The organism is Cohnella thailandensis (genome assembly GCF_014212135.1).
GTDB classification, from domain to species: domain Bacteria; phylum Bacillota; class Bacilli; order Paenibacillales; family Paenibacillaceae; genus Cohnella; species Cohnella thailandensis.
On record NZ_JACJVQ010000019.1, the window covers coordinates 1 to 18,541 of the forward strand.

At 61.4% G+C, this 18,541-nt stretch carries 15 protein-coding genes; 10 read left to right on the top strand and 5 right to left on the bottom strand.

What is annotated here, in order from left to right; genetic code table 11:
• Nucleotides 1-100: 100 nt before the first annotated feature.
• Entirely contained in the window at nt 101-1,849 is a 1,749-nt protein-coding gene (locus H7B67_RS20710) for an Rqc2 family fibronectin-binding protein (protein ID WP_185121774.1), read from the bottom strand.
• A gap of 184 nt (nt 1,850-2,033) precedes the next feature.
• On the opposite strand from H7B67_RS20710, the gene H7B67_RS20715 reads away from it, so the two are divergent.
• Nucleotides 2,034-4,844: a calcium-translocating P-type ATPase, SERCA-type gene (locus H7B67_RS20715; protein WP_425353887.1), complete on the top strand. Its 2,811-nt coding sequence runs from the start codon at nt 2,034-2,036 to the stop codon at nt 4,842-4,844.
• Between the two features lie 57 nt (nt 4,845-4,901).
• Here H7B67_RS20715 and tatA read toward each other — a convergent pair whose 3' ends face one another.
• The 4 genes from tatA to H7B67_RS20735 are packed head-to-tail and all read right to left on the bottom strand — an operon-like array spanning nt 4,902 to nt 8,378.
• Nucleotides 4,902-5,075, bottom strand: coding sequence for a twin-arginine translocase TatA/TatE family subunit (tatA, locus tag H7B67_RS20720; RefSeq protein ID WP_185121776.1), 174 nt, complete (start codon nt 5,073-5,075; stop codon nt 4,902-4,904).
• Between the two features lie 43 nt (nt 5,076-5,118).
• Entirely contained in the window at nt 5,119-5,868 is a 750-nt protein-coding gene (gene tatC, locus H7B67_RS20725; RefSeq protein ID WP_185121777.1) for a twin-arginine translocase subunit TatC, read from the bottom strand.
• The gene (locus tag H7B67_RS20730; RefSeq protein WP_185121778.1) at nt 5,865-7,586 is read right to left on the bottom strand and encodes a GMC family oxidoreductase; all 1,722 of its coding nucleotides are present in this window, start codon (nt 7,584-7,586) and stop codon (nt 5,865-5,867) included. The genes tatC and H7B67_RS20730 overlap by 4 nt, the downstream gene beginning before the upstream one ends.
• Before the next feature lie 18 nt (nt 7,587-7,604).
• Complete coding sequence (locus H7B67_RS20735; protein ID WP_185121779.1) at nt 7,605-8,378, bottom strand: gluconate 2-dehydrogenase subunit 3 family protein; 774 nt, start codon at nt 8,376-8,378, stop codon at nt 7,605-7,607.
• 231 nt (nt 8,379-8,609) lie between these two features.
• On the opposite strand from H7B67_RS20735, the gene dapF reads away from it, so the two are divergent.
• From dapF to rsmB, 9 genes are all read left to right on the top strand, one after another.
• A complete protein-coding gene (dapF, locus tag H7B67_RS20740; RefSeq protein WP_185121780.1) occupies nt 8,610-9,440 on the top strand; it encodes a diaminopimelate epimerase in 831 nt (276 codons plus the stop codon).
• Nucleotides 9,441-9,843: 403 nt separating this feature from the next.
• Nucleotides 9,844-10,104, top strand: a complete 261-nt coding sequence (gene remA, locus H7B67_RS20745) for an extracellular matrix/biofilm regulator RemA (protein WP_027084220.1) — start codon at nt 9,844-9,846, stop codon at nt 10,102-10,104.
• A gap of 13 nt (nt 10,105-10,117) precedes the next feature.
• A complete protein-coding gene (gmk, locus tag H7B67_RS20750) occupies nt 10,118-10,753 on the top strand; it encodes a guanylate kinase (RefSeq protein ID WP_185122297.1) in 636 nt (211 codons plus the stop codon).
• Nucleotides 10,754-10,757: 4 nt separating this feature from the next.
• Complete coding sequence (gene rpoZ / locus H7B67_RS20755; RefSeq protein WP_185121781.1) at nt 10,758-10,961, top strand: DNA-directed RNA polymerase subunit omega; 204 nt, start codon at nt 10,758-10,760, stop codon at nt 10,959-10,961.
• 679 nt (nt 10,962-11,640) lie between these two features.
• Nucleotides 11,641-12,903 (top strand): bifunctional phosphopantothenoylcysteine decarboxylase/phosphopantothenate--cysteine ligase CoaBC, encoded by a 1,263-nt coding sequence (gene coaBC, locus H7B67_RS20760; protein ID WP_185121782.1) that lies wholly within the window; start codon nt 11,641-11,643, stop codon nt 12,901-12,903.
• Entirely contained in the window at nt 12,900-15,407 is a 2,508-nt protein-coding gene (gene priA / locus H7B67_RS20765) for a primosomal protein N' (RefSeq protein WP_185121783.1), read from the top strand. Before coaBC ends, priA begins: the two co-directional genes overlap by 4 nt.
• A 52-nt stretch (nt 15,408-15,459) precedes the next feature.
• Nucleotides 15,460-15,945 carry a peptide deformylase gene (def, locus tag H7B67_RS20770; protein ID WP_185121784.1) on the top strand — a complete coding sequence of 162 codons (486 nt, stop codon included), beginning with the start codon at nt 15,460-15,462 and terminating at the stop codon, nt 15,943-15,945.
• 1 nt (nt 15,946) lies between these two features.
• Entirely contained in the window at nt 15,947-16,900 is a 954-nt protein-coding gene (fmt, locus tag H7B67_RS20775) for a methionyl-tRNA formyltransferase (RefSeq protein WP_185121785.1), read from the top strand.
• 200 nt (nt 16,901-17,100) lie between these two features.
• The gene (gene rsmB, locus H7B67_RS20780; protein ID WP_185121786.1) at nt 17,101-18,516 is read left to right on the top strand and encodes a 16S rRNA (cytosine(967)-C(5))-methyltransferase RsmB; all 1,416 of its coding nucleotides are present in this window, start codon (nt 17,101-17,103) and stop codon (nt 18,514-18,516) included.
• Nucleotides 18,517-18,541: the final 25 nt, after the last annotated feature.

The window sequence follows — 18,541 nt, forward strand, 5'->3', positions numbered from 1 at the left end:
CCGTGCAACGGCGGCTCGCCGGGGCGAAGAAAGAAGGCCCGAACGTTCATCGGGCCTTTTTCCTTTGCGTGAGTTCTGCGGACCAGCGATGCGCCACGGCTTAAGGCTGCTTCACGACGGAAGGAAGGCTTCGCACGGCCTCTTCGTCCGGGGTGACGAACAGCGTCTTCTGCCCCTCGTAGATGACGAAGCCGGGCTTCGCGCCGTTCGGCTTGCGGACGAGGCGGATCTTCGTGTAGTCGACCGGCACGCTGCTGGACTCTTTGGCTTTGCTGTAGTAAGCGGCCAGAAGCGCGGCTTCCCGCAGCGTGTCGTCCCCGTACTCCGTGCCCCGTATGAGAACGTGGGAGCCGGGGATGTCCTTCGTGTGCAGCCAGGTGTCGTTCGGCTGGCCTAGCCGGTTGGTCACGTAATCGTTCTGCGTGTTGTTTTTGCCGACGTAGATCGGAATCCCTTCGCTTGAGGTGTAGCAGAGCAGGAACGGGCGGTCGTTCCGCTTCTTCTTCGCTCCCTTGCGGGAGCTTCGGAAGCGAAGATAGCCTTGCTCCATGAGCTCCTCCCGAATCTCCTCGATATCCGAAGGAGACGCGGTCTGCAAGCCCTGCAGGACCGATTCGAGGTACCGGATCTCCTCGCGGGTCGCCGCGATCTGCTCGTTCACGACGGCGCGGCTGTTTTTGAGCTTGTTGTACTTGCGGAAGTACCGCTGCAGGTTCTCGTTCGGGGTCAGCAGCGGATCGAGCTTGATCGTGAGGAGAGGCTGCTCTTCCTCGTAATAGTCGGTAACCTCGATCTTCGTATCTCCGCGCCGGATCAGATGAAGATGAGCCGTCAACAGCTCGCCGTACTTGCGGTAACGATCGGCCTCGTCCGCCTCCAGCAGCGTTTCGTCCAGCTTTTCCAGCTTCTTCTCGTTCTTGGCCGTCTCGTTCAGCAGCATCCTGGTCAGATCGGTCGTCCGCTGCCGGACGAGGTCCCGCTCCGCTTTGTCCCCGTAATAGCTGTCCAGGCATTCGTGGATCGATTCGAACGAAGCGGTTTTGCCCGCCAGATGGGTCAGTTCGAGGACGGAGAAGCCGGACTTGCCGTCAGGGGTCTCCACGATGGATGGGGAATAGCGATGCTCCCGGAAGTCGCCCATCAACTCTTGGAAAACCGCCCACAGCCCCTCGGCCGCTCCCCCTGCCCGATGAACGATCTCCTTGGCGAGGAGAGGGCTGATGCCGGTATAAGAGTTCACGAGAGCTTGCTCCAGAACGCGCGATGAGGAGTCGTCCCCGGACGCAAGCGCCGCCTGCAGCGCGGTCTTGAACTCCCGCTCGCTCGTCTCCAGCGGATTGCTTTTGCCCTGGGCGGGCGGGGCGACGTAAGGCGTTCCCGGCATGACGATGCGGTAGCTGCTGATCGCCGGGGTGACGTGCCGGATGCCGTCGTGGATCATGCCGGTGGCCGGATCGTGCAGGATCAGGTTGCTGTGGCGGCCCATGATCTCCAGCGTCAGCCGCTTGACGGATAGGTCGCCTAGCTCGTCGCGGTGCCGAACGTCCAGCTCGACCACGCGCTCCAGGCCGTCCTGGCGAATCCCTTCGATGATGCCGCCTTCGCAATGCTTGCGCAGCAGCATGCAGAACATGGGGGGCTCCTGCGGATTCTCCCACGTCTTCTCCGTATAGTGAATGCGCGGCATCGAGGGGTGCGCGGACAGCAGCAGACGCTTGCCGAAGCCTTGGCCGCGGACGTGCAGGACGATCTCGTTCTCGGTAGGTTGATAAATTTTATGAATGCGCGCGCCGGTCAGAGCTTGCAGCTCATGGGTAAGGGCGCGGGTTACGAAGCCGTCGAGCGACATGTGGCATTACTCCCGATATGATGCGAAATTCGGATCCGATCCGTCCTCCTATATTGCCATAGTTAAAGCCAAAGGGAAAGTGCCGCCCCTTGCGGGGATATTTCCCGGCTTGTCTGAATACACATAGGGGAGAACGGCTGTCCAAGCTACTTGGGCAGCGGATTTGCGGGAGGGGATGACCGTCGTGGAATCGAAAGCCTGGCATCAGCTTAACGAGAACGAATTGGCTCAGAGGCTCGGCACGGATGCAAAAAAGGGACTTACGCCCGGGGAGGCGGCCTCGCGGCTGCAGTCCCACGGACTTAACGAACTGGCGGAGAAGCAAGGGGATTCCCCCTGGAAGCTGCTGATCAACCAGTTCAAGGACTTCATGGTACTCGTCCTGGCCGGCGCGACGGTCGTTTCGGGCTTGCTCGGGGAGATGCTCGACGCTCTCACGATTATCGCGATTATCGTGCTGAACGGATTGCTCGGCTTCTATCAGGAATACCGCGCGGAGCGCTCGCTCAAAGCTCTCAAGGAGCTGTCGGCGCCCCATGCGAAGGTCATTCGGGGCGGCTCCCTCGAGGTCGTTCCGGCCCGCGAGCTCGTTCCCGGCGACCTTGTCGTGCTGGAGAGCGGCGACCGCGTCCCGGCGGACCTGCGCCTGATCGAGAGCAACCAATGCATGATCGAAGAAGCGGCGCTGACGGGGGAATCCGTTCCGGTGACGAAGGTATCCGGAGCGTTGTCGCCTTCGGAGCTGCCGCTCGGCGATCGCAAGAACTGCGGCTACTTCGGAACGATGGTGACGAAAGGAACCGCGAAGGGCATCGTCACGGTCACGGGCATGGGGACGGAGATGGGGAAAATCGCCGACCTCATCCAGCAGACCGAAGAAGCGGAGACGCCTCTGCAGAAAAGATTGGAGCAGCTGGGCAAAATCCTGATCGTGCTCGCCCTCGCCCTGACGGTCGTCGTCGTCATCGCCGGGGTGCTGCACGGACAGCCGCTGTACGGCATGTTCCTGGCCGGGGTCAGCCTGGCGGTCGCCGCCATCCCCGAAGGGCTTCCGGCCATCGTGACGATCGCGCTCGCGCTCGGCGTCCAGAGAATGATCAAGCGAAGGGCCATCGTGCGCAAGCTTCCTTCCGTCGAGACGCTGGGCTGCGCTTCCGTCATCTGCTCGGATAAAACGGGAACCCTGACGCAGAACAAGATGACCGTCACGAGACTGTGGTTAGGCGGACGCATCGTCGAGGTCAGCGGGGAAGGATACGAGCCGACCGGCCAATTCCTGGAGAAGGGGCGCCCGGTCGAGAGCAAGGGAGACGCATCCTTGAAGCGGCTTACGCAAGTCGCGGCCCTGTGCAACAACGCCGAGCTGAAAGAAGAGCTGAGAGAGGACGGCTCCCGCAAAAGGAAAGCGGCGAAGGAAGAGGATGCGGCGGTCGTGTCGAACTGGGACGTGAAGGGGGATCCGACGGAGGGGGCATTGCTCGTGCTTGCCGCCAAGTCCGGCCTGTCCCGTTCCTCCATCGACGCCCTCTATCCGAGAGTCGCGGAGTTCCCGTTCGACGCCGAGCGCAAGCGAATGTCGGTCGTCGTCTCCCATCAGGGGGGCAAGCTGCTGTGCACCAAAGGCGCTCCCGACATGCTGATCGAGAAATGCTCCTATGTTTTGTGGGACGGCAACGTCGTGCCGTTCACGGGAACGCTGCGCGGCAAGGTGCTGCAGGCGAACGAGGCGATGGCGCAGGACGCGCTTCGCGTGCTGGGCTTCGCCTACCGGGATCTGAAGCCGAACGAGGCGTGCTCCACCGAGGATCAGGCGGAGAAGGGCCTCATCTTCATCGGTCTCGCCGGGATGATCGACCCGCCTCGCCGCGAGGTGTTCGACGCGGTCGTCAAGACGCGCCAAGCGGGCATCAAGACGGTCATGATCACGGGAGACCACCGCACGACGGCCGAGGCGATCGCCCGGCAGCTCAGCATTCTTCCGAAGGACGGCAAGTCGCTAAGCGGCTCGGAGCTGTCTACCATGGACGACGATCAGCTCGATAAGGTCGTCGACGACGTGTTCGTCTACGCGCGGGTGTCTCCGGAGCATAAGCTCCGAATCGTTCAGGCTCTGCAGCGCAAAGGCCATGTCGTGGCGATGACCGGGGACGGGGTCAACGACGCCCCGGCCGTCAAAGCCGCGGACATCGGCATCGCCATGGGCATTACCGGAACGGACGTGACGAAGGAAGCTTCGGCGTTCGTGCTCGCGGACGACAACTTCGCTTCGATCGTCAGCGCCGTCGAGGAAGGGCGGGGCATCTACGAGAACATCCGCAAGTTCATCCGCTACCTGCTCGCTTCCAACGTCGGCGAGATCCTGACGATGTTCATCGCCATGATGCTGGCCATGCCGCTGCCGCTCGTGCCGATCCAGATTCTGTGGGTCAACCTGGTGACCGACGGGCTCCCGGCGATGGCGCTCGGCGTCGACCAAGCCGAGAACGACCTGATGCGCCACAAGCCTCGTTCGGCGAAGGAGAGCATCTTCTCGCGCCGGCTCGGCTGGAAGATCATCAGCCGCGGCATCATGATCGGGCTATGCACGCTCGCCGCCTTCGCCATCGCCTTAGGGGGCTTGAAGGGAGAAGGACAGAACCTCGTCCACGCGCAGACCGTCGCGTTCGCCACCCTCGTGATGGCGCAGCTCATTCACGTGTTCGATTGCCGGAGCTCGCGATCGATTTTCCACCGCCGCTTCTTCGAGAACAAATTCCTGGTGCTCGCGGTGCTGTCGTCCCTGCTGCTCATGCTAGCCGTGCTTTACGTCGAGCCGCTGCAGCCGATCTTCAAGACCGTGCCGCTTACGCTGCGGGATTGGGCGCTCGTGTTCGTCGCCGCCGGCATCCCGACCTTCGCGATGGGCATCGGCAGCGTTTGGAGCTCCTCGCGCCGCCGCCGCCGGACGAACCGCATCTCTTACGGCAACGCGATGACCCGTCCGGTCGCCCGGTAACTCCGGACAACCGAAGAAGCCTTCCCTGTCTGCGAGAGGGGAAGGCTTCCTGCCGTTCTACTTCTGCTCTTCGTCCGGACGATCGTCGACGATCGTCCGGGTCGAGTTGCGGAACTCGCGCAGCGTGTCGCCGAAAGCGCGGCCGAGCTGCGGAAGCTTGGCGGGTCCGAACACGATCAGCGCGATCGCGAAAATAATGATCAGCCCCGACACTCCGATATTGTTGAACATCCGATCACCTCCTTAGGCGGCTTGCCGAATCCATCTCGTTCCGTCAAACCGGACGAACCGCGAGCTTCTCTCTGCGCCGATAGTACCGAGTGGAGCAAAAGGCTCCGATCTCGAACAGGAGCAGAAGCGGTACCGTGACCGAGAGGTGGCTGGCGAAGTCGGGAGGAGAGATGCAAGCTCCTACGACGGCAAGCGCGACGTACGCGTACTTTCGGCTTTGCTTCACCGCATCCGGCGTCAGCAGCCCGATGCGGGTCAGGAACAGCAGCACGAGCGGCATCTCGAAAGCGATCCCCATCGGCACGAGGAAGCTTAAAACGAACGCCACGTAATGGCGGATGCCGTAGATCTCCTGAGCCCCGATGCTCTGGTTGAGGCGCATCATGAAGCGGATCATCATCGGCAGGCCGATCCCGTAGCCGAACGCGATGCCCAAGACGAACAGCGCGAACGAAGCGGGAACGTACAGCAGCGTCGCCTTCGCTTCCGTCTTCGTCAAACCCGGGCGCGCGAAAGCCCACAGATGATAAAGGGCGTACGGCAGCGTCAGGACGATGCCGATCAGCGTGGCGCACTTCATGTACACCATGAGACCGTCGGAGAGGGAGAAGACGCTCCAATCGATCCGGACGACCCCGCTGTGCCTCTTTACGTAGACGAGCATTCTCGGCGCCGCGTAGAGGCCGACGGCCAACGATCCGATAAACCACAGCCCGACGAAGAGAAGCCGCTTGCGAAGCTCGGACAGGTGGGCGACCAGCTGCGGATCGACGGAGAACTCCTTGGCGCTCACACGAGCGAGCCTCCCTTGGCGAGGTATTTCTCGACGCCTTCCGCGGTCCGGTACGCGAGCGCGCCGACGGTCGCGGTCGGGTTGTAGCCGCTATTATGCGCGAACGCCGAAGCCCCGCAGACGAACACGTTCTCCGCGTCCCACATCTGCAGATAATTGTTGACCGCCGAGGTCGCGGGATCGGCTCCCATCATCACGCCGCCCGTGTTATGGGTCGATTGGTAAGGCGTAATATTGTAGGTGGACAGCGAGTCCCTCATCTCCGTCTTCGTCGCTCCCATCTCGTCGGCGATCGCCTTCGTCTTGGCCGCGAGGTACTTCACGAGCTCCTTGTCCTGGTCCTCGAAGTCGAACGTCATCCGGATCAGCGGCAAGCCGTGCGCGTCCTTATAAGTCGGGTCGAGATCGAGGTAGTGATGGCGGAACGGCATGCACGAGCCTTGGGCGGCGACGTTAAGGACCCGATTGGCGTACTTGATCGAGTTCGCCTTGAACTCCTTGCCCCACGAAGCCGTGCCCGCGGGCGTCGGGTTGTTGGCGATCGGGCGAAGGCCGGTCTGCGTCAACGCGATGTTCGCCCCGTGCAGGAAGTTCAAGTCCGAATGGTCGAAGTTGTCGCCGTTGAAGTCGTCCAGCACGGCGCCGAGAGCTCCGGCTCCCATGAACGTGCTGAATTCCTTGTCGTCGTAGAAGGCCGACGTGGCCGCTCCGTTCACCTGATAGCAATAGTTTCGGCCGATCACTCCGGTCTGGGTCTTCGGATCGTAAGGCTTGCCGAGGTCGGACAGCAGCAGGATGCGCGTGTTGCTGAACACGTAGCTGGCGAGAATGACGACGTCCGCGGGCTGGAAGTATTCTTCGCCGGTCGGCACGTGGATATATTGCACGCCGGAGGCTTTCTTGCCGTCGTGCACGATCTTCGTGACGTTCGAGAACGTGCGGATCTCCAGCTTGCCCGTCTTGAGGGCGACGGGAAGGACGGTCACGCACGGGTCGGCTTTGGCTCCGTATTCGCAGCCGAACCGTTCGCAGAAGCCGCAGTATTGGCAAGCCGCCCTCTCGATGCCGTCGGGATTCGTGTAGTTGTCCGCCAGGTTGGCCGACGGCATGCTGTACGGGTGCAGCCCGAGCTTGCTCGCGGCGTCCCGGAACAGCTTCATCGCGGGCGTCTGCTTCATCGGTCCCGTCGGGAACGGCTTGGACATCTTCCCGACGTGCTCGGTCGTCGTCGGATCGCCGGAGATGCCTGCCATCTGTTCGAACTTCACGAAGTAAGGCTCCAGCTCGTCGTACGTGATTCCCCAATCCTGCAGCGTCATGCCATCCGGGATTTTTTTGGCGCCGTAGCGCTCGACCGTCTTGGATTTGATTTGAAAGTCGTAAGGCAGGAACCGGAAGTACTGGCCGTTCCAGTGAACGCCGGCCCCTCCGAGGCCGTTGCCGAGCAGGAAGGATCCGTACGTTCGCATCGGAAGGGCGGTTATTTTCTCGTTGTTGCGGTAGGTAACGGTCTCCTTGGACAGGTCCTGCATCAGCTCGTACCGGTTGGCGTAGCGCAGCTCGTCATGGACGTGGTAGTAGTCCTCGGTGCTGCGGGTCTTGCCGCGCTCGAAGCCGACGACGTTATGTCCGGCCTTGGTCAACTCGGCCGCGATGACGCCGCCGACCCATCCCATGCCGACGATCGCGACCGATACCTTGGGCATCTTCGTTGCCATTGTTCGCGGCTCCTCTCGTTAGGAAGTCAAATGATCGTGAAGGCTTTGCGGCTCGTACTTGACCAAGCCTTCCTTCTCGATCGCGTCGTAGTAGCTCATCTGATTGCCGGGATAACTTTTCATTTTCCAGCCCGCCATGTTCTTGTTCCCCCCGTACAGGGGATCGGAGTAAACGCCTTCGATGGTCAGGTTCCGCAGCATGGTGAAGAAGGTGGCCGCGGGAACGCCCTTCAGGTCGACCTCGTTCGCCTCGAAAGCCGCTAGAACCTCGTTCTGCTGGTCCTCGGTCAGCTTCGCGAACTTGTTCTGATAGTTGTTCTGACTGTATTCGTTAAGAGCATCCAACCCGAGCGCCATCAGCTCCTGCCGCTTGAACGCGAGCTGGTAGCCCTGGTAAGCTTCCGCCTTCTGGAAAGGAGGCGTCATGTAGTCCCGGGCGTTCGTTCCGTACATGCCGGCCATTTGATGGTCGATGAAGAACGCGGCCCCGAGCTCCTTCGCTCCGGGTCCCAGATCGTCGGCGGGGAAAATCCGTTCGGCAGCCGCCTCCGCCGTCTGGTACTGCTCCTGATTGAAGAACATGAGAGCTTGATTGTAATCCCTCTCGTTGGAGACGGCGGGAGCGCTGCCCGAGGGGGCGGGAGCGGCCTCTTCTTTGGTATTCCTGGCATTCGCGCCGATCAGGCCTCCGACCACCCCGCCTACGACGAGGCCTCCGACCGCCGTGCCCGTGTACTTAAGGAACCTTCGTTTGGATTCGTCCTGAGGCCGATCGATTTTGTCTTTAGCCATTCCTTTACCAGCCCTTTCTATATCCTCAGTAGAAGCAGAAGTTGAACGTATCTTTTCCTCGCTTGGGCAAACCTATCCAATTCCCCTCCTTCCTGCGGAATAGTGCAAATAAATTCCGGTTTCCTATATGCGAAATCGCCGGCGAATGAGGTATGATGAGTTCCGGATGGACAAACGCGGGATAGGGTTAATGCTGCGCTCCGGCGCTTTTTACTTAAGGAGGAGAAATCGATGCAATTTACGAAAATGAACGGTCTCGGCAACGACTTTATCGTCGTGAACGGGGAGAAGGAGCTGCCCGCGAACGCTTCCGAGCTGGCGGTGAAGCTGTGCAATCGATTCTTCGGAATCGGGGCGGACGGGCTCGTCTATATCCTTCCTTCCGAGAAGGCCGACTTCAAGATGAGAATCATCAATTCCGACGGCTCCGAGGCGGAGCAATGCGGCAACGCGATCCGCTGCGTCGCCAAGTACGTCTACGACAACGGCTTGATCGACCGGACGGATATCACGATCGAGACGATCGGAGCGGGCGTGCAGCCGCTTCAGCTTACGACCGAGAACGGCAAGGCGGCTCTCGTGAGGGTCGACATGGGAGCGCCGATCCTGAAAGGCTTGGACGTGCCGACGACCGTCGACGCGAACCCGGTCATCGGGCACAAGGTCGAAATCGACGGGCGCGAATTCGCGTTCACGGCCGTGTCGATGGGCAATCCGCACGCGGTCATCTACGTCGACGACGCGGTGAACTTCGATTTGGCGAAGTGGGGACCGAAGCTGGAGACGCATCCGCTGTTCCCGCGCAAGATCAACGTGGAATTCGCGCGCGTCAATTCCCGCGAGCAAGTGGACATGCGCGTATGGGAACGTGGAGCGGGTCCGACGCTGGCGTGCGGAACCGGCGCCTGCGCGACGCTCGTCTCCTCCGTGCTGAACGGGCTGACCGATCGCAAGGCGACGATCTCGCTCGCGGGCGGCGACCTGTTCATCGAGTGGAGCGAGGAAGACAATCACGTCTACATGACGGGACCGGCCGAGATCGTTTTCCAGGGCTTGCTGTAACCGAATAGAGAATTCCTTGGATGAAGGGGAGCAGGCGGAGGATCGGCGGCGCGCGGAGGGAAGAGCCTCGCAGGCCGCAAGAGACTTCCGAGCCGGCTCGCCTTCTCTCTATTTATCCGGCGGAGCGGATAAGAGAATTGTCGAAACGACTCGATAGAACGGAGGGGGACTCGCCGAATTCGCCCGGCCGAAGGACGAGTCCCTCTTGTCCGTGCAACGTTTTTCAAGTAAAATGAATCAATATGGCTTGCAACTCGGACTCATGCGGAACGTGCGTGACAGCCGTTTGCTCTATTTGTATTCAACTCCCGCAGTATGCGAGGGGCCGCCGTTGGCAACACTGTTGCATAGTTTGGTAGGCCGTCCGTTGTGCTTGCGAGGAATGACCGGAGGGAAAAGTTGCATGGCGATCAAACTGATCAATATCGGTTTTGGCAACATCGTTTCAGCGAATCGCATCATATCCATAGTAAGCCCGGAATCGGCGCCGATTAAGAGAATCATTCAAGAAGCGCGGGACCGGCACATGCTGATCGATGCTACCTATGGTCGTCGTACTCGCGCCGTAATCATCACCGACAGCGATCACGTCATCCTGTCGGCCGTCCAGCCGGAAACGGTCGCGCACCGTTTGTCGACCAAGGACGACGAACATGACGAATGAATTGGGGAAGTCCATGAACAGAGGTTTATTGATTGTATTGTCGGGTCCTTCCGGAGTCGGCAAGGGAACGGTCTGCGCGGCGCTTCGCCGCAAGATGCCGGAGTTGATCTATTCCGTATCCGCCACCACTCGCGCGCCGCGAGCCGGCGAAGTGGACGGAGTGAACTACTTCTTCAAGACGAAGGAGCAGTTCCTCGATATGATCGCCCGCGACGCTTTGCTGGAGCATGCGGAATACGTCGGCAATTATTACGGCACTCCTCGCGAATTCGTCGAGAAGACGCTGTCCGAAGGCAAAGATATCATTCTAGAAATAGAGGTTCAGGGAGCTCTTAAGGTCAAAGAGAAGTTCCCCGAGGGCGTATTCGTCTTCCTGCTGCCTCCTTCGCTCGGCGAGCTCGAATCGCGCATCGTCGGACGCGGGACGGAGTCGAAGGACAAGATCGACCATCGCCTGTCCGTCGCCGTCGAAGAGATGAACTTGCTGAACAAGTACGACTACGCGGTGTTCAACGACGAGATCGATCTGGCCTGCGGCCGGATTCAGGCGATCATTACGGCGGAGCATTGCAAGCGCGAGAGAATTCAGCATGAGCTGTTCGACGAGCTGAAGAGCTTGACGGCAGCCAATAACGGATCGGAGAGATAAGCCCATGTTATATCCATCGATTGATGAACTGGTACGCAAGGTAGACAGCAAGTACACGCTCGTCGTCGCCGCTTCCAAGCGGGCGAGAGGACTTAGGGAAGGCAAGCTGTCGCAGCTGACCAACCCGAAGTCGCACAAGGTCGTCGGCGTCGCGCTGGAAGAGATCTATCAAGACTACGTCAGCGTAGAAGCGCTCAAAGCGGACTAAAGCTTCATACGGCAGGAGAAAAAGGACAACCCGCGCGGTTGTTTTTTTTCTCGGTGCCGATGGTTGGACGGGAATGGCCGAATGAACATGAAATTTCACGTTTGGTTGGGCGATTGCCCTTGAATGGCGGGAATGAACATGAAATTTCACGTTTAATTGAGCGGATTGGTTGGAATGGCGGGAATGAACATGAAATTTCACGTTTAATTGGGCGGATTGGCCGAAAATGGCTTGGATGAACATGATCATTCATGCTTAATTAGGCGAATCGGCTGGGATGGCGAGCATGAACATGATATTTCGAGTACAGAGCAGCAGGTCTCTCGCCCTCTCGACTATTAAGCGGATTTAAGGCGAAAATGTGCTTGTCCGGTAGAGTCGATAGGTTTGAAGGAAGCGCAGCGCAGTTTCGATCTTGTTCAGCCGGCCTAAGCGGTTCGATCCCCAATCAGTTGCATATTCGATACTTATTGAGAGCGGAGCGAAGCGACGGAGGCGGCGGTTTGGATTCGGCTTCGAAGCTTCCGCGGCCGAACGCGGGAAGCTTTCTTGTTTCAGGGGTCACTTGTTTCAGAGGTTTCTTAGACTCATGAATTTGTTTCATGCTATTTGTGGGATGTGGATCTGCGGGAAATAGATAGGCAAGGTTTCAAGCTAGTTTTGGAGGGAGGAGCAGGCTATGGGGAAGTTACTAGAAGGCAAGACGATCGTGCTCGGCATCACGGGAGGAATCGCCGCGTATAAGGCGGCGACGCTGTGCAGCCGGCTTGTTTCGTTGGGCGCGACCGTGCGCGTCGTCATGACCGAAGGGGCGACGAAGTTCATTGCGCCCTTGACGCTGCAGACGCTGTCTCGCCATCCGGTGGCGACCGACGTCTTCGACGAGCATGACGCCTCCGTCGTTCAGCATATCGATCTGGCCGACGCGGCGGACCTGGTCGTCGTCGCTCCCGCGACCGCGAACATCATCGCGAAGATGGCGCACGGAATCGCGGACGACATGCTGAGCACGACGCTGCTCGCGACGACAGCTCCGGTGCTGATCGCTCCCGCGATGAACGTTCATATGCTGCAGCACCCCGCCGTCATGGCGAATTTGGACACGCTCGGCTCCCGGGGCGTACGCTTCGTCGAGTCGGGGACGGGCCAGCTCGCCTGCGGCTACGTGGGCAAGGGGAGGCTTGCGGAGCCGGACGAGATCGTCGAAGTCGTTATTAGCTTGCTTAAAGGCAAGAAGCCGCTAGCCGGCCGAAAGGTGCTCGTCACCGCCGGAGGAACGATCGAGAGGCTCGATCCCGTCCGGTACATCACCAATGACTCCTCCGGCAAAATGGGCTTCGCCCTGGCGGAAGCCGCGAGGGATCTCGGCGCGGACGTTACGCTTGTCTGCGCGAGAACGGACGGCCCCCCTCCTTCGGGCGTTACCGTTGTCCGAACGCCTTCCGCAGGCGAGATGCTGGCCGCCGTCATGGAGCGGCTGCCGGAGATGGACGCCGTCGTCAAAGCGGCCGCGGTCGCGGATTACCGTCCGGCGGAACGCCACGAGAACAAGATGAAGAAGGGCGCGGAGACGATGACGCTAACGCTCGTGCGCAATCCGGACATTCTTCAAGAGATCGGCAATTGGCGCTATTCGGACGAAGGGAATCCTCGCCGCTCGCCGTTCGTGGTCGGCTTCGCGGCGGAGACGACGGACGTCGAGCGCCACGCGCTGGACAAGCTGGCGCGCAAGCGCGCCGATCTGATCGTCGCCAACGACGTCTCGCAGGAAGGCGTCGGCTTCGGCGCCGATTCGAATGCCGTGAACGTGTACGGGGCGGAAGGTCTCGTACTCGCCCTTGACCGGCAATCGAAGCGGCGCATCGCCGAGCGGCTGTGGCAGCTGATCGCGGATCGCGCAGGCTGGAAGCCCTCGGGCGGAGAAGGAGTAGGCGCGTTATGAGCGTAGCCCGCGTCATCGTCGACGTGCCGAGCCGGGATATCGACCGGCCGTTCGATTACACGATACCGGATCGGCTGAGCGGCTGGGTCGAGGTCGGGAGCCGGGTGGCGGTGCCGTTCGGAGGCCGCACGCTTCAAGGAATCGTCGTCGGACTGACCGCCGACCCCGAGTTCGATCGGAGCCGGCTCAAGGAGCTCATCGACGTGCTCGATGCGCTGCCTCCGTTGTCGGCGGAGCTGGTCGAGCTGGGCGAGTGGATGAGCAGGCGCTGGGTTTGTCCGCTAACCGTCGCCCTTCAGGCGATGCTGCCGTCCGCGCTCAAGGGCAAGGCGGAGAAATATATCGCCCTCTCCTACGGGCAAGCGTGGCCCGCGGAGGAGCTGCTGGCCGACGGCGGATTCCGGCAACTGCTCGAGAAAGGCGATCCCGTGAAGCTGTCCTATCTGCTGCAGCACTATCCCCACGAGGCGGACACGATCAAGCGGATGCTGAGAAGCGGCGCTTTGATGGAGACGCAGAAGGTGGAAGATCGCCTGTCCGTACGCACCGTTCTGACGGTTTTTCCGGGTTCGGAGGACGTCATGCGGTCGGGGATCGCCGAACTCGGCAAACGAGCTCCCAAGCAGCGCGAGGCTCTCGAATATTTGCTCGCCAACCCGGAGCCGATCCCCCAGCAGCAATTGGCGGAGGCGGTAGGAACGACGATCGGCACGATCAAGTCGCTCGCGGACAAAGGCTGGGCGGAGATACGGCCCGTGACAGAGGATCGCGATCCTTACGCCGGCCGCTCGTTCGCTCCGACGAAGCCTATGCAGCTGACCCCTGCGCAGCAAGGCGCTTACGAGCCTATCGCGAAGGCCATTCAAGAGGAACGCAGCGAAGTGTTCTTGCTTCACGGCGTAACCGGCAGCGGCAAGACGGAAATTTATCTTCAATCGATACAGACCTGCTTGGCGATGGGGAAGGAAGCGATCGTGCTCGTTCCGGAAATCGCGCTTACTCCGCAGATGGTCGAGCGATTTAAAGGAAGATTCGGCGAGAGAGTCGCCGTCATGCACAGCCGGCTCTCGAACGGGGAGCGATACGACGAATGGCGCAAAATCCGGGAAGGACGCGCGCAGGTCGTCGTCGGAGCCCGTTCGGCGATCTTCGCTCCGTTCGGCCGGATCGGGCTGATCGTCATCGACGAAGAGCACGAGACGACCTATAAGCAGGAAGAGAGCCCGAAATACCATGCCAGGGATGTCGCCGCCGAGCGGGCTCGCCTGCACGGCGCGGCCGTCGTTCTAGGCTCCGCGACTCCTTCGCTGGAGACCTATTCGGCCGCCGTCGGTCCTTACGACAAGGACACCGCGGCCGGCCGCGCCTGGCAACCGGTCTATGTGCCCTTGCCGGAGCGCGTGGCGGCCCGGCCGCTTCCCAAGGTGAGCATCGTCGATATGCGCGAGGAGCTGAAGCTCGGCAACCGGGCGATGTTCAGCCGCGCGTTGGCCCAAGCGATCGAAGAGAGGCTGGAACGGCAGGAGCAGATGGTGCTGCTTCTCAACCGAAGGGGCTATTCGACCTTCGTCATGTGCCGCTCGTGCGGCTATACGGCTTCGTGCCCCCATTGCGACATCGCGCTCACCTACCATCGCGGCTCCCAGAACCTGCGCTGCCATTACTGCGGCTACGCGGAGCGGGAGCCGGAGGTTTGTCCGTCCTGCCAGAGCCCGCATATTCGCTTCTTCGGAACGGGAACGCAGAAGGTGGAGGAAGCGCTCGCGCAGACGTTCCCCGGCATCCGGGTCATCCGGATGGACGTCGATACGACGACGGAGAAGGGCTCCCACGAGAAGTGGCTGACCCAATTCCGCGAACGCAAAGCCGACGTCCTCTTGGGCACTCAGATGGTGGCCAAGGGGCTCGATTTTCCCCATGTTACGCTGGTAGGGGTGCTGGCCGCGGATTCGGCGCTGAAGCTGCCGGACTTCCGGTCCCCGGAGAGAACGTTCCAGCTGCTCACGCAGGTAGCGGGACGGGCGGGACGCCACGAGCTTCCCGGGGAAGTCATTATCCAGACTTACGAGCCGGAGCACCCGTGCATCGCCACGGTGGAGCATCACGATTATGCCGGCTTCACCGAGCAGGAGCTCAGGCACCGGCGCGTCCTCGGGTACCCTCCGTTCGGGCGTCTGATCACGCTAACGCTCTCTCACGAACAGGTTCCCGTTCTGCATACTCTGGGAGAATCGTTCGCGTCGAAGCTTCGCGCCAAGGCGGAAGCGGAGGGCGTGCGGCAGACGGTGGCAAGCGGAACGGGATTGTCGCTGGAGGTGCTCGGGCCGGTTCCTTCGCCGATTCCGAGGCTTAAGGATCGCTACCGGTATCAATGTATGGTAAAATATCGGGGAGAAGTCGACGCGATCGGCTGGACGTCCGCGGTTCTGCGGGAGCTTGCCGACGCGATGAAGCGCTCCGGCGTGACCGCGAGCGTGGACGTCGATCCTCAGATGATGTTATAGATCGGCGCTATCTTTATTTTTGCGCAACTTTGGATAAAGGAATGATGATTGCATGTCCATTCGTCTTATAGTGAAGCACCCGGATGACGTTCTGCGGGAGCCGGCGAAGGAAGTGACGAAGTTCAACGCCAACCTCCACAAGCTGCTCGACGATATGGCGGATACGATGTACGACGCGGACGGCGTCGGACTCGCCGCGCCGCAAGTCGGCATCTCGAAGCGGGTGATCGTGGTGGACGCGGACGAAGAGCACGGGCTGATCGAGCTCGTGAATCCGGAGATCGTCTCCAAGGAAGGCGAGCAATTCGGTCCGGAAGGCTGCCTCAGCATTCCCGGCCTGCAAGGAGACGTCCGCCGCGCGCTGCGGGTAACGGTTCGCGGCCAGGATCGGCACGGCAATCCCGTCGAGTACACGGGCTCCGACCTTCTCGCCCGCGCTTTCCAGCACGAGGTGGATCATCTGAACGGCGTTCTGTTCATCGACCTCGCGGAATCGGTGTACGAGCGGAAGGCGGTTCCGGAGCAAGGCGGGGAATAAGATGAGAATCGTATTTATGGGAACGCCGGAATTCGCCGTTCCATCCCTGAACGCGCTCCTGGAAGGCGGATTCGACGTCGTCGGAGTCGTCACCCAGCCCGACCGTCCGAAGGGGCGGAAGCGCGAGCTGACGCCGCCGCCGGTGAAGGTCGTCGCGCAGGAGCACGGTTTGCCGGTGCTTCAGCCCGAGCGCATGAGAGCGCCGGAAGCGGTGGAAGCCGTGGCGGCTCTTCGGCCCGACCTGATCGTCACGGCCGCGTACGGCCAGATTCTGCCGAAGTCTCTGCTGGACGTGCCGCCTTTGGGCTGCGTGAACGTGCACGGCTCCTTGCTTCCGCGCTATCGGGGCGGGGCGCCGATCCAGCGTTCGATCATCAACGGAGAGAGCGAGACCGGAGTCACCCTGATGTTTATGGCGGCGGGCCTGGATACGGGAGACATGATCGCCCGCGTGGCCGTTCCGATCGAAGACGAGGATACGTCCGGCACGATGTTCGAGAAGCTGAGCGTAGCCGGGGCGAAGTTGTTGCTGGAGTGGCTTCCGAGCCTGGAAGCGGGAACGGCCCCGCGCGAGGTGCAGGACGAATCGCTCGCGACGTTCGCTTCCAACCTGACCCGGGACGACGAGAGGCTCCATTGGGAGCAGGACGCCAGGGCGCTGTTCAATCGGACGCGGGGCTTGTATCCGATGGCCGGCGGTTTCACTTACTTGAACGGGGAAGTGTTCAAGGTATGGGGCTGCCGCGTGCCGGAGGAGGCCGACCGCAAGCTGACCGCGGAGTGGAAGCAAGCGGCGCCGGGGACGGTGCTGGAGACCGGGTCGTTCGGCATCCGCGTTCGGACCGGCGACGGAAGCATCGTGTTGACTCAGGTGCAGCCGGCGGGCAAGAAGGCGTTGCCGGCCGCGGACTATGCGAGGGGGGCAAGGCTTGCCCCGGGTACGGTGCTCGGTTAGCCGAGCGCCGTATTTTGCGTTATGCGATAATTTAAGAATTCGAGGACCCATCCTGGTTATCGTCAACGCAAAGCTTCTCCGGGAGCGATCGGATGCCGGAGAAGCTTTGCGTTGGAGGAGAGAACGACTGCTCTGGCCATACTGGTAAGTGGGGAAAAGAAGCAAGCCGAGGGCTTGCCGCAATCGGAGCGTGTAACGGAATGAGCATTGGTAAAAACCCGACTTCGAATAAATCGGGAGTCGCGAGAAAGACGCCCGGCGGTCCCCGCGAGGCCGCGTTGAACGTGCTGCTCAAAGTGGATCAGCACGGGGCGTACAGCGGACTGGAGCTGAACCGGGTGCTGTCGGAGGCGTCCCTGTCCCGCCAGGATACCGCGCTGGCGACGGAGATCGTCTACGGAACCATTCAGCGGCTGAACACGATCGACTTCGTGCTGAAGGGCCGGGTCAAGGGCTGGCCGAACAAGGTGGAGCCTTGGGTGCGGAGCCTGCTGCGCCTAAGCTATTATCAGCTCCGGTGGCTGGATCGGGTCCCCGCCCACGCGGTGACGGACGAGGCGGTCCGGATCGCGAAGAAGAGAGGCCACGCGGGCATCGCGGGTCTCGTGAACGGCGTTCTGCGCGGCCTGCTCCGCGAAGGGTTGACGCCGGCTTTGCCGGCCGGGCTGCCGGAAGCGGAACGAATCGCCCTGGAGCATAGCCATCCGGAGTGGCTCGTAAGAAGATGGATGAACGCCTTCGGGCCGGAAGCGGCGGAAGCGATGTGCGAGGCGGGCAACGAGCCTCCGCACGGCTCGGCGCGGGTCAATCCGCTTCGGATCAGCCGCGAAGCGCTGCTGGAGGAGATGAGGGAGCGGGATATTTACGCGCAGCCATCGAAGCTTGCGCCCGGCGGCATCGTCGCTTCACGCGCCGGGAGCCTGGCGGCGACCGACTGGTACCGCGAAGGACGGCTGACCGTTCAGGACGAGAGCTCGATGCTGGTCGCCGCCGTGGCAGATCCGAAGCCGGGCATGAGGGTGCTCGACTGCTGCGCGGCTCCGGGAGGGAAGACGACCCATCTGGCGGAGCTGATGGGGAACGAGGGCGAAGTGCTCGCCAACGACGTTCATCCTCACAAGGAGCAGCTGATCGCCCAGCAGGCGGAACGCCTCGGGCTAAGCTGCGTGCGGACGACGGTCGGGGATGCCGCGGAGCTCGCCGGGAAGCTGCCGGCGGCTTCGATGGACGTCGTGCTGCTCGACGCCCCTTGCTCGGGCTTCGGCGTGATCCGGCGCAAGCCGGAGATCAAGTGGAACAAGAGCGAGGAGGACATCGCGAGCTTGGCCTCGCTGCAGGCGGAGCTTCTGGAGCGGGTGCACGGCTTGGTGCGTCCGGGCGGCACGCTCGTATACAGCACTTGCACGATCGCCCGCGAAGAGAACGAGGAGGCGGTCCTCCGATTTCTGGAGAAGCATCCGAACTATATGCTGGACGCGAATTGGCCGGAGGAGATCGTACAAGCCTTGAAGAAGGGGCAGGCGCTGCCGGAGACGTTCGCGGGAATGGTCCAGCTGCTGCCGCATCAATTCGGAAGCGACGGCTTCTTCATCGCCAAGCTGAAGCGGTTGGAATAGGGGCCTGGAACCCGCGCCCCGCCTG